Annotated in this window: 11 protein-coding genes and 1 tRNA gene; 1 reads left to right on the top strand and 11 read right to left on the bottom strand. The window is 53.0% G+C overall.

Features of this window, described 5'->3' with window-relative positions; genetic code table 11:
• On the top strand, positions 1-182 hold a 182-nt coding region (locus ACFQ1T_RS14310), incomplete at its 5' end, for a hypothetical protein (RefSeq protein ID WP_379077987.1).
• On the opposite strand, the gene ACFQ1T_RS14315 is transcribed toward ACFQ1T_RS14310, so the two are convergent.
• The 11 genes from ACFQ1T_RS14315 to ACFQ1T_RS14365 all read right to left on the bottom strand — a co-directional run bounded on the left by ACFQ1T_RS14315 (position 153) and on the right by ACFQ1T_RS14365 (position 13,488).
• Positions 153-229, bottom strand: a tRNA-Met gene (locus tag ACFQ1T_RS14315). The two genes, ACFQ1T_RS14310 and ACFQ1T_RS14315, sit on opposite strands and share 30 nt — an antisense overlap.
• A 75-nt stretch (positions 230-304) precedes the next feature.
• Positions 305-2,041 carry a lipid A export permease/ATP-binding protein MsbA gene (msbA, locus tag ACFQ1T_RS14320; protein WP_379077989.1) on the bottom strand — a complete coding sequence of 579 codons (1,737 nt, stop codon included), beginning with the start codon at positions 2,039-2,041 and terminating at the stop codon, positions 305-307.
• Positions 2,042-2,049: 8 nt separating this feature from the next.
• The gene (locus ACFQ1T_RS14325; RefSeq protein WP_379077992.1) at positions 2,050-3,036 is read right to left on the bottom strand and encodes a glycosyltransferase family 9 protein; all 987 of its coding nucleotides are present in this window, start codon (positions 3,034-3,036) and stop codon (positions 2,050-2,052) included.
• A 9-nt stretch (positions 3,037-3,045) separates the two neighbouring features.
• On the bottom strand, positions 3,046-4,110 hold the full coding sequence (locus ACFQ1T_RS14330) for a glycosyltransferase (protein ID WP_379077995.1): 1,065 nt from the start codon (positions 4,108-4,110) through the stop codon (positions 3,046-3,048).
• Positions 4,103-5,221 (bottom strand): glycosyltransferase family 9 protein, encoded by a 1,119-nt coding sequence (locus ACFQ1T_RS14335; RefSeq protein ID WP_379077998.1) that lies wholly within the window; start codon positions 5,219-5,221, stop codon positions 4,103-4,105. The genes ACFQ1T_RS14330 and ACFQ1T_RS14335 overlap by 8 nt, the downstream gene beginning before the upstream one ends.
• The gene (locus ACFQ1T_RS14340; RefSeq protein ID WP_313987290.1) at positions 5,205-6,491 is read right to left on the bottom strand and encodes an O-antigen ligase family protein; all 1,287 of its coding nucleotides are present in this window, start codon (positions 6,489-6,491) and stop codon (positions 5,205-5,207) included. Before ACFQ1T_RS14340 ends, ACFQ1T_RS14335 begins: the two co-directional genes overlap by 17 nt.
• Positions 6,488-7,615 (bottom strand): glycosyltransferase, encoded by a 1,128-nt coding sequence (locus ACFQ1T_RS14345; protein WP_379078001.1) that lies wholly within the window; start codon positions 7,613-7,615, stop codon positions 6,488-6,490. The genes ACFQ1T_RS14340 and ACFQ1T_RS14345 overlap by 4 nt, the downstream gene beginning before the upstream one ends.
• A gap of 16 nt (positions 7,616-7,631) precedes the next feature.
• The gene (locus ACFQ1T_RS14350) at positions 7,632-8,597 is read right to left on the bottom strand and encodes a mitochondrial fission ELM1 family protein (protein WP_379078004.1); all 966 of its coding nucleotides are present in this window, start codon (positions 8,595-8,597) and stop codon (positions 7,632-7,634) included.
• A 116-nt stretch (positions 8,598-8,713) separates the two neighbouring features.
• Positions 8,714-9,484: a DUF4197 domain-containing protein gene (locus ACFQ1T_RS14355; RefSeq protein ID WP_379078007.1), complete on the bottom strand. Its 771-nt coding sequence runs from the start codon at positions 9,482-9,484 to the stop codon at positions 8,714-8,716.
• A 99-nt stretch (positions 9,485-9,583) separates the two neighbouring features.
• Positions 9,584-12,085, bottom strand: coding sequence for a glycogen/starch/alpha-glucan phosphorylase (locus tag ACFQ1T_RS14360; protein WP_379078010.1), 2,502 nt, complete (start codon positions 12,083-12,085; stop codon positions 9,584-9,586).
• Positions 12,086-12,243: 158 nt separating this feature from the next.
• Positions 12,244-13,488 (bottom strand): OmpP1/FadL family transporter, encoded by a 1,245-nt coding sequence (locus tag ACFQ1T_RS14365; RefSeq protein WP_379078013.1) that lies wholly within the window; start codon positions 13,486-13,488, stop codon positions 12,244-12,246.
• Positions 13,489-14,225: the final 737 nt, after the last annotated feature.

Raw genomic sequence — 14,225 nt, forward strand, 5'->3', positions numbered from 1 at the left:
TATCAGTCATCCTAATTTTTAAAGAACAGTGCCTCGAAGGCTTTTCGCTCTTCCGTTTTAACTTCCAACGTTTCAAGCGAAGCGCGCATTATACAGAGGTTTTTCGTTCGGTCAAGCATCAAATTCATTTAATTTTAAAACGTATTTTTGCTTGGTTGCGGGAACAGGATTTGAACCTGTGACCTTCGGGTTATGAGCCCGACGAGCTGCCAGACTGCTCCATCCCGCGTCCGAATCGACTTGTAAAACATGTGTTGCGTCGAGAGGTGAGACTATAGCAAACTTTCAAAAACAGTGTCAACTGTTATTTGCTTTTTCCATAGAGATGGTAGAGCGTGGCATATTTGCCGCCGGCCTGCATGAGTTGCTCGTGCACGCCTTCTTCAACGATACGACCACCATCCATGACGATAATTCGACTGGCATGCTGAATGGTGGAGAGCCGGTGCGCGATCATGATGGTGGTTCTGCCCTGCATGAGCTGGGTCAGTGCGGCCTGCACGTTATGTTCGGATTCATTATCGAGTGCGGACGTCGCTTCATCCAAAATTAAGATAGGGGCATTTTTAAGCATGGCGCGCGCAATCGACAGTCTTTGACGCTGGCCGCCGGAGAGCCGCAAGCCCCTGTCACCAATATGCGTGTCCAGTTGTTGTGGCAGTTTTTCGATGAACTCCCAGGCATGTGCCGCCTTTGCTGCTGCAATCACCGCCTCTTTAGAGGCCCCACGTAAACTGCCGTAGGCAATGTTGTGGTAAATGCTGTCATTGAACAAGACGGTTTCCTGACTGACGAATGCAAACTGCTGGCGCAGCTCAGCCAGCGCCAGTTGCTGGATAGGGAGATCATTGATCAGTAACTGCCCTTGTTGCACCTCATGAAAACGGGGCAACAAATGCGCCAGTGTAGACTTGCCGCCCCCTGACATGCCAACCAAGGCCACCGTTTCACCAGCATGGATGGTCAGGTTGAGCTCTTTTAGCGCCGGACTGTTCGCGTGCGGATACTGAAAAGTGACCTGCTCAAAGCGAATTTGGCGGATGGGCTCAGCCAAAACCACCTGACCCTGATTGTTTTCGGCAGGCGTATCCAGCACGGCAAACACACTTTGGCAGGCGGCAATCGCAATTTGCACATCTTCATTCACAGAGGTAATCGCTTTCACCGGACCAATCAGCATGAGCAAGGCGCCAATAAAAGCCGCAAACTCACCGGCAGTAAACTGGCCAGCGGAGTAATAGATCACCATGGCTAATGCAACGGCCGCTAACATCTCGACAAACATACTGTTTAAACCAGAGATGCGCCCTAACCTGACCATCATTTGCCGGTTAGTGGCAACGATATGGCTAAAGCGTTCATACTCATACTGCTCGCCGCTGAACACCTTGACCACGCGCTGTCCACTTGCGGCCTCTTCAATCACCTGTGTCATGTCTGACATGCTGGCTTGCACCTGCCGGCCAGAGTTACGCAATTTAGGCGTCATTTTTTTCAGATATCTGGCAATCAGCGGCGACAGCAGCAAAAACACCAGCGTCAGTTTCCAATCCAGATAAAGCATATAAGAGACGATGCCAATAATGGTCAAGCTATCGCGAATGGAGGAGATGATGACTTTGGTGACCGCACTATATAACTGCTCGCAATCAAACGTCATTTTGGTGGTGATATTGGCAATGGCGTGCTGATCAAAAAAACTGGCAGGCAACTTAAGCATGTGTGCAAAAACCTGATTGCGTACATCCTCGATAACGCGGCGGCCGACAATCCTGATCAGGTAATTGGAACCAAAGCCTGCCAATGCACGCACCAGCAACAAGCCACCCAGCATCGCCGCCAGCGTCAAGCGCGCATAGGTCTGTGTCTGCGTGGTGAAGCCTTCATCCGTCACATGCTTGATGGTACTGAGAAAACCGGTATTACTGGCTGACAAGATCACCAGACAAACCAGCGCCAGACAAAAAGTGGCCCAATAAGGTTTGAGATAGGCCATGAGCCTGGTCAGTTGCGCATACGCGCTGGGAGTGTGATTGATCATGGTAAAGACTAATGGTTTTTATGAGCGCTGGGCGACCTTGAATCAGAGGAGCCTATATGAGATTGGACTTGGGCATCGACAGTCATCTCGGCCAACAAGCCCTGCAGACGAGCCACCACGGCCTCTACACCAATCCCGAGAATATCCTGTTGTGCATCTTGAATAAAGTGCGCTTGTGGAGACCAGGGCAAATAACGGACCGGCGAACCCGGGCCAAACAAGGTCAGGCTCGTCAAACCCGCCGCGGCGGCCATATGCCCGAGCCCGGAGTCATTGCCAAGATAGCCATCACACTTTTGCAGCAAGGCATAAGACTGCGGCAAGCTTAATCGTCCGCACGCCACCTGCACAGGCAGCTGAGCCAGTGCAACAAAGCGTTGTGCGAGGGCGGCATCCGCCTGCGAACCCAGCAACACCACGCCCGAGACTGCATTTGCAAGCGCATTGGCCACCGCTGCATAACGCTCGACTGGCCAGATTTTACCGGCAAAATTTGCGCCCGGCCCGATCGCCAACCAGCGCCCTTGCCCCAGCATGGGAAATAGGTCTGCAACCAAGGCATGATCTTGCTCGCTGGCCCACAAGGTTGCGTTGGGCCGCAGATCGCCGACTAACGTCTGCACGGCCGCCAAATGTTTTTCTGCTGAGTGCAGGTGCATGGTGCTGGCATTGGAACGTTTTTTAAACACTTGCTTTGCCCGCAGCAGATAGGGCAAAAAATCCGTGCGCAGATCAACCAGAACGTCATACCGGGTTTTTCTCAACAAGCGAATCAATTGCACATAGCCCGCCCAGCCTGAACGTTTGTCGCGCACGAAAATACGGTCAATATAAGGACAGGGGTCAAACAAGGCTGAAGAACGGACATCACTCACGAGGTCTATGCGCGCTTCTGGCAGGTGCGCATGCAGGGCTGCCAGTACCGGCGTCGTCAGGATGGCGTCCCCAATATTGGACAGCGTAACCATGAGGATGCGGGGTTGAGCGCTGGTCATCGGGCTGTCTTACCTGCACTCAAAGGACAAGCCGAGTCTGACCAGCGCCTCTTTGAGTTGCTGTTCTAACTGCGCAGGCGAAAAGTACTGCGTATATAAAGTACGTGCTGCCAATTTTTTGTCCTGCTGGCTATTCACGCATTGCATGACCGCATCGGCCAGGGCGGCAGGATTGGCTGCCTCGATCTGCCATAAACCGCTCAATGGTCCGTTGGGCATCGCCGCCGGATAAGCGTCACTGTTGCGCGTAATGACGGGACGGCCACAGGCCAGGCCCTGAAACACTTTATTAGGAATGACCTGCGCGGCCTTTTGCGAGCCGCCAAACACGCCCAGCACGATATCCGCTTTGGCGATCCGGCCTGGCAAATTGGGATAGGCCAAACTGTCTTCAAAATGCACATTAGCCAAGCCCGCCGCTTGCTGCCGTGCCGCCGCCTTGGTCGGGCCATCGCCCAACAACACCCAACGCAGATGCGGTTGAGCCGCCGTCAGTCTGGCGGCTTCAATCACCGTTTCTACCCCATGTAGCGCAATAAAGCTGCCATAAAACAAGACTTCTGTGCTCAGGGGTCGGGGCTTAACCAGCGACACCGGCGAAAACAGTGGCTGCTCCGCGCCTACATAGACCACCGCGGTTTTTTCTGCTGACAAGCCAAAACGTTCAATAAACATCTGCTGTTGCAGCGCCGTATCCAGCAACACCATATCCGCCAACTGCAAGCACTTTGTCTCGGTGCTGAGCAAGCGCTGTGCTTGCGGGCTCTGCTCAGCAAACTTGTTCCGTTCATACACCTGCTTTTGCCAGGCACTGATCAAGGGGTCAAATACGAGCGGCACACCGCGTCTGCGCGCCCAGCGGCTGGCGGCTTCAACATCTCTGTGCCTGAAACAGGGCACCCACACCAGGTCGGGCGTAGGCAGGCCTTTTAACTGCGCTTCAACATCCCCCCAGCCACTCAGATGTGGCCTGAAGTCGATGAGCTGGCAGCCCAAGGCCTGCAGCAATTGCCGACTGATACGGTTGCGGGAATAATTGAGGTCTGAACGCCCCCACCAAATCACCTTAGGCATGATGGCGCTTCACTTCTGGCAAATAAGGGAATACTTGCGCGGGCGTCAACTGTCGCATGCAAGAGTGGTGGCTGCATTGCTTGGCATAGCAGTTTTTACAAGGCAAATCGAGTTGCAAGGCGACAACTTGCGCGCCTACCGGTTTGACCCGCAGTGGATTGGTCGGCCCACAAAGCACCACCATGGGCGTAGGGGTGGTTGCCGCCAAATGCGCAGTTCCGGTATCGTTAGCAACAATATATTGCGCCCGCGCACAAATGGCGGGCACGGCCAGCAAGCTGGTTTGCCCGCATAAATTCACCACCTGCGCAGGATGACGGCTGGCAATCTGCTGACACGTCTCGGCCTCATCTTGCCCGCCCAGCAATACCACACGCTCCCCACGCGCAATACAATGTGCCACCAGCGCAGCATAGTGCTCGGCGCCCCAGCGCTTGGTCGCCATCCCGGCGTGGCTACCACATAAAAATACCGCAAAAGGCTGAGACGTCAGCCCATGCTGGCTTAACAACTGCTGGGCAGCCGTTTGCGCAGCAGCACTCACAGCCAATGTTGGTCCAGTGGTCAGGGCGGGGATGCCTGCTGTGATTAAGGTCTGCTGCAAGATTTGAAAACTATGGGCCTGCGGCAATGCATGAATTTGACGGACCGTGTAGGGAAAGCGCGCATGATTGCCCAACAGCCACCTGGGCGCGCGACCACTCAATCGCAACAGGCTCAGTAACAGCCGGCTTTTATCATTGGTTTGCAAATCAATGATCAAGTCATACTGCATGGCTGCCACTTCAGCCAGCCACTGCCGGTAAATACGCCAACGCCCTGATGTTTGCTGCAGATTCAAGCACCAGATGCGCTCAAATCGAGGATCATCTGCAAACAGGGACTGCCAGGCTGGTAAGGTATTTAAATGCAAGACAGCCTGTGGAAACGCCTGGTGAATATCTTCGATGGCGGCTGTGCTCATGACAATATCGCCCATACCGCCCCACTTGATGATCAAGATGCGTTTGATCTCCTGACGGGCGGGCAAATCGCAGACCACAGTCTGATCGAGTGAATCCGACAGACAGTCAGCATCCAGATAACTCTTTAGCCTAGCTTGCTTGTGCATCCTGATCCCTTTGCAGACTTGCAATCATGAGGCAGACCAATAGCATGAGCACTGGAAACCACCAAGGCACCAGCATGGGTTGCGTGGTGTTGAGTGGAAAATAAATCACCATCAGTGGTAAAGCATAAGGCCAGGCTTGCTGTTGTAGCGGACGCGCCGCTTGCCTGAACCAGGCCACACATAACCCCATAATCGCGATCAGGCCGATGCCACCCACCAGGCCGGTTTCGGCCAGCCACTCAACATAAATATTATGCGTATGGGTAGGGTGAGCCACAAAAGGGTCATCACTGCGCGTGGCATACTCGGCATAAACACGCTTGAAGTGATTGCTGCCGACACCGGTCAGCGGGTGCGCCTGCCACATGTGTAGCCCGGTTTCCCACAAATTGAGGCGGTAGCTTAACGCATGATTCACGCGGTCAAACGTCGACTGCTGCGTATCCGCAATCGCCTGCGTATGCTGCAGTTTATATTTGGCCAGTTGCGGGCTCAACGCACCAGCCAATGCCACAGCCAGCAAGGGCATACAAAGTACCGCGGCCCACACTTTCCAGCTTGCCCGCTGCTGCCACAAGGCCAGTAACAACATCAGCAAAAATATATACAAGTATCCTCTGGCACCAGAGAGCGTCACCACCACGCCAACGCCTAGCACCAGTCCCCACGCCAACCAGGGACGCTGGGGCAACCAGTGATAAAACAGCAGCGGCAACATAGGTAACATCAGAATCCCTTGGTGCAAGTCATGAAACATGCCGGTAATGCGGCCTTCCGGTGTTTTGGCAATACCAAGCAGATCGACGCCGAAAAGATATTGAATACTGCTATCCAGCATCCACAACAGCATGATGCCCGTCACCCATTGCGCAAACAGCTGGCGATAGCGGGTCACCTGGAATGTCAGCAATAATGGGAGCGCTGCAAAATACAGCAGGCTAAACCAGGCTATCGCCGCCAAACTGGCTTGGGGATGTTCGGCCTGCAGGCACGAGAGCCACATCGGCAACCATAGCAGCAAGAAGACTGCACTCCAGCGACGCACTACAGACTGCCTGAATATTGCCACTCCCGACCTAAAGCATAAAAACACGCCTACCATGGCCAGCAAAGCGGTGGGCAATCGGGCCCCGCCAGAAAACGGACTCCAGGCGATCATCATCACCGCCAGCAAGGTACAAGCCCAAGCCAAGCCCGGCGGCATCCGCACCGCAGTGCTGTCTGCCCATCCTGAAGGCCAGACTTTAAACATTGTACGTGCAAACATCATGAGTTCACATCCAAAGACTGAGCCATGACGCGCTGGTAAACGTCCAGCGTTTTCTGTTGCATGTCGGCTAAGGTAAACAGGGTATTCGGGCGCACCGCAGGCCGCTCTTCCAACCAGTTCAGGGTCAGAATCGCCGCTTCAGCAATATTGCCCACTTGCACAGCCCCCTCCGGTAATAAGGCAGCCATTTGCTCCGCCACGCCACCATGATCATACGCAATCACCGGCACACCCAGACTCAATGTCTCCAGCGTGGTCCGTCCAAACGCCTCAGGCGCTAAAGACAGCGAATAGACGATCTCGGAAATCGCCATGATATTTTTCACGTCTTTGCGATAACCCGTCATCGTCACGCAATCGCTCAGGCCGGCCAGCGCAATCTGATGTTGCAAAGTCGCTGCGAATGCCTGCTTGCCAGTATCGACCTCCCCCACCAGCAAAGCATGAATATCTTTATGTTGACGACAAACCACCCCCACCAGCTCGACAAAATCCTCCGCGCCTTTCCAGCGCGAAATTCTGGCCGGGAGTAATAGCAGGCGTTTGCCCTGGGTCTGCGGATATTGGGCAAACCATTGCTGCTTCCAGTCCGCCTCTGGCTGGTAGCCCGGGAAGTACTGAGTGGTATCCACCCCGCGGTAGATCAGCGTCATCTTATGGTTTTCAAGCTGGTAGTGCGTTTGCGCATAGGCTTGTATGGTTTTTGAGATCACAATCACTTGCTCGCCCGCGGTCATGATCCGGCTATACCGGCCAGGCCGATAATACCCATGCACTGTCGTCACCAAGCGCGGACGCTGTGCACGTGGCATGGTTTTCCAGGCCCAATACACCACCCAGGCTGGAAAGCGCGAACGGACATGGACAATATCCACCTGCATTTGCCGCCAAATGCGTTGTAATTTGGGAATCCATAACAAGGTCAGTAATGACTTACGTCCGACCGGACAGGTCAAGTGCGTACTGCCAGCCGCCTCAAGCTCGGCCACCATGCGCCCGCCCGCGGACATCACCAGCGAGCGGTGCCCTTGTGCCACCAGTGCTGCAGCCACCTCCAGGGTGCCGCGCTCCACACCGCCAGATTGCAAGGCAGGCAGCACTTGTAAAACCGTGAGTTTTCGCAAAAGCAGACTTCAACAACTAGATTAATCGTGAGACCAGACGGCTGGATGCAGGGCGGTTGAAATGGGCCAGTAACAAGTCGCAGCAACGGCTGGCTTCATTAAATCCCAGCACCGGACGCATAAATTGGCGATACAAGCCATAAGGGTCATAACGCGTGACCAGTTGGCGGTCTATGAGTTTTTCGATGCCGCGACTGACCCGGCTGGCACGTTTGGCGGTTAGATTAATGATGCCGACGGCAACCTGTGCTGTCAGCGCCTCATACACCATGGAAACAGAATCCTCGGTCACCCAAGCCGCAGAAACCGTTGCCAACTTGGCTGGCAACCAGCCGGGCCCGGTGTCTGTGATCGCCACAATTTCGAGATTGGCAAGGCGGACACGCTGCATGGCCGAAATAAAACTGGCCGGCGTACGTCTGGAGGTGGTCAATACGTAATGCTGATCAGGATGCTTGCGTACCAGGTCGTAGACTTGCGCCACCACGCCCAGCTCATCCCATTCAAAATGTTTGCTGGGCCCGCCGACCATGATCAGGACCTGCTCGGTTTGCTGCACTTTGCTGGCAGGCTGGATATGGTTGATCACCCCACGGGTCTCAATAAAGCTGGCAAATCCGCGATATTGGTCGTGCTCGGGGATCAGACACAGATCAAACAATTCGGCTGGCAGGCTAGGCTGCATCATGCAAACAGTTTTGCCGCCATACGCACGTTTGGCAGCCAGCATATGGGCATGGGTCGCATGACCGGCGCCGATAATCAGATCCGGTGCAGGCAAGCCCTCGCCTGCCGGCCATTGCCCCAGCAACCACGACAACCAGCCGTGACCCGCGTCCTTGATCTGGAGATCAAAGACCTGTAGCGCTAATCTGGCCTGCAAGGCCTGAACCAGTCCTTGCGACTGATGCTGATGTCCTGGTTTGCCATCCAGCAAACGCCAAACCACGAATGTTTGAGTTGAATGAGTTTCTCTGATCATATGCATCACCTGCGACTAATACGCAGGATAGATGCAGATCATGACGACTTGATTAAGCCAAGATGAACAAATTGTGTCAGCCCGGCCCCGTAACCGCTAGGCCGGACCAAACAGAGTTATTGCGCGACCGCGCCAAAGACCTTTTTCAGCAGATTGCTGGCTTGACCCACCGGATCCTGACGGATCGCAGCCTCTTCTTTGGCAATCATCAGGTAGACGCCGTCCAGTGCCTTTTGTGTCACATACTGGTTGATATTGGCATCTTCTTTTTTGATCAGGCCAAACTGGCTGCCCATTTCAGCATACTTGTTATAAGTATCTGCCAGCTTCACATTAGCCGTGGCTTTTTGCACGATGGGCAAAAACTTGGCCGCCATGTCAGTCGCGGTGGTTTTCTTGAAATATTGCGTGGCAGCATCTTGCGGACCAGTCAAAATCCCTTTGGCATCAGTCAGCGACATTTGCTTGACCGAATTTAGCAACAAGGCCTTTGCCTCGGGCACGGCTTGTTCTGCGGCACGATTCATTTTCAGCACCAAATCATCGGCCTGACTGCCCATGCCTATCATGCGCATGCCTTTTTCGATTTTCTTTAACGAATCCGGCAGCGGAATTTTAACTTCCTGGTTACCCATAAAGCCATCCGTCGCCCCCAGCATGCTCACCGCTTTGCTGGCGCCCTGACTCAGCGCCAGTTTCAAGCCATCACTGGTTTCTTTTTCGCTGAGCTGGCTCACCGCCCCGCTCGCGCTACGGCCACTGGCAGCACTGTTTACCTCTTTTTCTACCATGTCGCCCAGCGCCTTCAGGTCCAATGCCTGCGCCTGCATCCCGACTGCATTGCTCAGGAGCAGTGCAGTCAATATCACTTTGGCTTTCATTTTCATGCTGTTCGTTCTCTCATCAAGTTGAGCGCAGTGTACCCAGAAAACACAAAGCAAGTCCAGCGGACTTGCTTTGTGTGGGCTTGCGCAAAAGCCGGGCGCTTACGCTTTGAACGGTTTCACATTCCAGATACGTTCGGCATATTCACCGATGGTGCGGTCACTGGAGAATTTAGCCATCCGAGCCACATTCAAAATCGCCATACGCGACCAGGCTTCCTGATCTTGATACAGGGCAGCCACTTTCTCCTGCGCGGTAACATACGCGGCATAATCGGCCAGTAACAAGTATTGATCGCCTTTGTGCAACAGGGTATCAATAATGGCCTGGTAGCGTGATGGCTCCTCTACCGAGAAATAGCCATTGGCGATCATATCAATCACCTGCTTGAGTTCGGCATTGCCGTGGTAATAATCCCACGGGTTGTAGCCGCTGGCTTTCAGCTGCGCCACTTCTGGTGTGGTCAGGCCAAAAATAAAGATATTTTCACTGCCGACCTCTTCCATGATCTCCACATTGGCGCCATCCAGCGTACCTATGGTCAAGGCCCCATTGAGCGCCATTTTCATATTACCGGTGCCACTGGCCTCGGTGCCTGCGGTCGAAATTTGCTCGGATAAGTCGGCGCCCGGGAACAGGATTTCTGCCGCACTGACCTCGTAGTTAGGATAAAACACCACTTTTAACTGGTCTTTGACCGCCGGGTCGTTATTGATCATCACCGCCACATCGTTGATCAGGCGGATGATCTGCTTGGCCAACCAGTAGCCAGGCGTCGCCTTGCCTGCAAAAATGATCACCCGTGGCGTGTGATGGCTGGCATGACCGCTACGAATCCGGTTATACAGCGTGATCACATGCAGCACATTGAGCAACTGGCGCTTGTACTCATGAATACGCTTGATTTGCACGTCAAACAAGGCATCCGCGCTGACCGCAATACCCGTCTTCTGCAAAATCTTGTCGGCCAGGCGCTGCTTATTAGCCTTTTTCACCTCGCGGAACGCTTTTCTGAACGCCGCATTCTCGGCAAACGGCTCAATCTGCTTGATCAGGCTCAGGTCCTTCTGAAAGCCGGTGCCGATTTGCTTGGTGAGCAATTCTGTCAGCAAAGGGTTGGCCTGGTTCAACCAGCGGCGTGGCGTGATGCCATTGGTCACATTGGTGAACTTGCCAGGATAAATTTTGTTGAAGTCAGCAAACAGCGTGGTTTTCAACAATTCGCTGTGCAGCTCGGCCACGCCGTTCACGGTATGGCTACCGACAATCGCCAGATGCGCCATGCGCACACGGCGGCCGTGAGTTTCATCGATGATGGACACACGTTGCAACAAGCCGGTATCGTCCGGGAAGTGCTGGTTCACCATTTGCAGGAACTGGTGATTGATCTCGTAAATAATCTCGAGATGACGAGGCAACAATTGTCCAAACATGTCCACCGACCAGGTTTCCAGGGCTTCTGGCATCAAGGTGTGGTTGGTGTAGGCAAACATTTTGGTGACCAGCGTCCACGCACGGTCCCAAGGCAAGTGATAATGATCCACCAATTGATGCATCATTTCGGCCACGGCAATCGCTGGGTGGGTATCATTCAACTGAATGGAGACCTTGTCAGGCAAGGTGTTCCAATCCGAGTTGTAATTGGTGAAGCGATGCAAAATATCCTGTGTAGAGGCCGAAACAAAGAAGTATTGCTGCTTGAGGCGCAACACCTTGCCCGACTCGGAGGTGTCATTTGGATAGAGCACTTGCGAGATGGTTTCGGCACCGTGACGGCCTTCTACCGATTTTTCGTAGTTACCTTCGTTAAACGATTTCAAGTCAAACTCATTGGTAGCCTTGGCAGACCATAAGCGCAGATTATTCACAGTCTGCGTGCCATAGCCAGGCACAGGCACATCATAAGGCATGGCGACCACCGTTTCATGATCAACCCAGTGATGCTCCACGCCACGCTCGGTGTGTACATGCAACACGCGGCCATAAAACTTCACCTCGCAAGTATGCTCGGGGCGCTGAATCTCCCAGATATTCTGATACCGCAACCAGTTATCAGGATTTTCTTTTTGCTGGCCCTTCTCGATGGTTTGCCTAAACATGCCATAGTCGTAACGGATGCCATAGCCGGTAGCGGGAATATCCATGGTCGCCATCGAGTCGACAAAACAGGCAGCCAAGCGGCCCAGGCCGCCATTACCCAAAGCCGCATCGGGCTCCATCTCGGCCACGCCTTCCAGCTTTTGGCCAATCTCCTGCAAGCCTCCGCTTAGATCGGGTGCAATGCCCAAATTCAGTGCGGCATTTGACAGCATGCGGCCAATCAAAAACTCCAGAGATAAATAATAAACGCGCTTGGTATTGGCGTCGCGATAAGCATCACGTGTATTCACCCAGCGGCTCATCAAGTGGTCGCGCACGGTAAAAGCGGCGGTTTGATACCAGTCACGCGCCGTGGCCCAAGAGTTTGATTTACCAATAGAAAAAGTCAGGTGGTTACGCAACGCCTGGGGGATAGGCAATTGCTCCAGCAAAAACTCTTCAACCGGTTGCGCAGCTTCTACGGGTGTCTTGGATTTAGGTGTTTTTTTCACATTGGCAGTCATGCATCTTCCCCTTGAGTTTGATTCATTGAATTGCTTTCAGTTAGCAAAAGCAAAAAGCAAGCCTACAGCAAGAATATGTCAGACATAAAAAAAGCCACAAAATTCTCATTGTGGCTTTGAATTATACTGCCGACCCCGGCAGAGAGAAGCACGAAAACTTAAAGTTTCCAGGTATAAGCAACGCCTAGTGCATCCTGATACATGCGCACATTGGCATCCCCTCCACCAAATCCAGCAGGAATCGAGTTTTGACCACGCACCGTATTTTCAAAGGCATGCGTGTAAGCAAACGAGACTTCGGATTGCGGACTCAACACCCAAGTCGCGCCAATCGACACATGATCTTTCACCACGCCAGGCGCCAGGATATTAAACAGCGTATCGCCGGCTCTAATCGGCTGGTCCACATGGTTATAGCCTGCACGCAAAATCAACGCCGGGCTATATTGATACAACGCACCGATCTTATACACCTTGGCATCCTGCCAGTTAAACCCGGCGCCATTATCGTTACCCAAGCCATTGCTCAAGTTAGATAAAGAGGCGTTACCAACAGCATCTACCTCACTGTAATTGATGCGTTGAAAATCCCCGGCCAGTGTCAACGCCGGCGTTACTTTGACCGCCACACCCACGCCATAGGTGGAGGGGATATCGAAATCACCCTGCTCGGCAAACAAGCCCTTGTACTTGTCAAACCGGCTCATGTAAGTACGGCTCTGATAAGTGGCCCCCAGCGTCACGGCATCCGTGATCTCGCCCAGCCAGCCAATATGCACGCCAGCCCCATAAGAATCATCATGCCCATTGTTGGTCAGGTTGGCAGATGAACTACTCGCATTGCTAAAGTTTTGCAGGCCTTTGGCCTCAAACCGCTGATAGGCCAAGTTCAAAGACACGCCCAGCGTGTGATTTTCATGCACTTTCCAAGTCACAGTCGGCGCCACAAATACCTGCGCCAAATCCACGCCCGTGCGGCGACCGTTACTGTTAAACAGCGGAATCCCTTTTTTGTAGTCGGTATTCATGCCGCCATTACCGTAAACACTCACGCCCAGCGTGACATCCTCAGAATATTGCGTGTTGTAGCCTAGTTCTGGAATAAAGAAATTCTGGCTATCATTGCCTTTATAGGTGCCATCAGCACCGAATGTATTGCCTTTGATTTCAGCTTCACGCACAGGCCGGAACCAGGTCACGCCCGCATCCACACGACTCCCGACCTTCCCCATGCCAGCCGGGTTGGCTGCCGCCGCCAGCGCATCTTGTGGCAAAGCGATGCCCACGCCACCCACGCCTTGAGAGCGAACACTATAGCCATGCGAAAAATAACCATCGGTCGCCCACGCATTACCAAACGAAAAAGCGACCGCTACCGGAATAATCTTTGACCACTTATACATCTCAATCCTTCAATAACCTTGTTGGATTGCAATATATCAAGCGGTTTAAATTCAAATAAATAATATATAAAAATATATTTATAACCAAAAAACATAAAAGCCCGCAGTGTGGGCTTTTATGAAGGACAGCTTAATTAAAGATACCTTGAGTCAATTTGAGCGGGATTGAAGAACGCTGAGCACCCTTGAGTACATTGGATGAAGCAAGTCAGCGCCATAGCCACTCCATTTTCGGAAGTCTGATTCTTGTCCTGGCTCTGTAATGAATTGCATGTGCCACATTGATGGGCTCGATACGATGATGCCTGCTGGTGCATCGGGAAATTGATCTGCAGTTAGGTCAATCACAAGATCGTCGCGTTGTAACCATGCGTGTGAGGTCCAAGTGTTATTCGCCTGGCTCCCTCGTTCGCCGCAGATGTATTGGAAGCCAGGTATAGCGCGATCAACCAAGAATGCTCCAAATAGTAGTGCAGTGTCGCCACATGCTCCATTTGGAAAGCTCCGCATACCAATTGGCCTTGCCTATGGAGGAATACTTTCGATTGCGGTACGAAAGCGTATGGCCATTTCGAGGATTCTCGGTATTTGCATGGTGGTCTAACAAATGAATTAACGAGCTGACTTTAGCGAGTGATCTTGCCTGTAAAAAGTGGACATCATCTAACCGATCATTTCCACCGAAATCGGTGATTGATACCCAATACCCGAATGCAACCGTACCGGGTTATAAAAGT

The organism is Methylophilus glucosoxydans (genome assembly GCF_042676145.1).
In the GTDB taxonomy this organism is placed as follows: Bacteria; Pseudomonadota; Gammaproteobacteria; order Burkholderiales; family Methylophilaceae; genus Methylophilus; species Methylophilus glucosoxydans.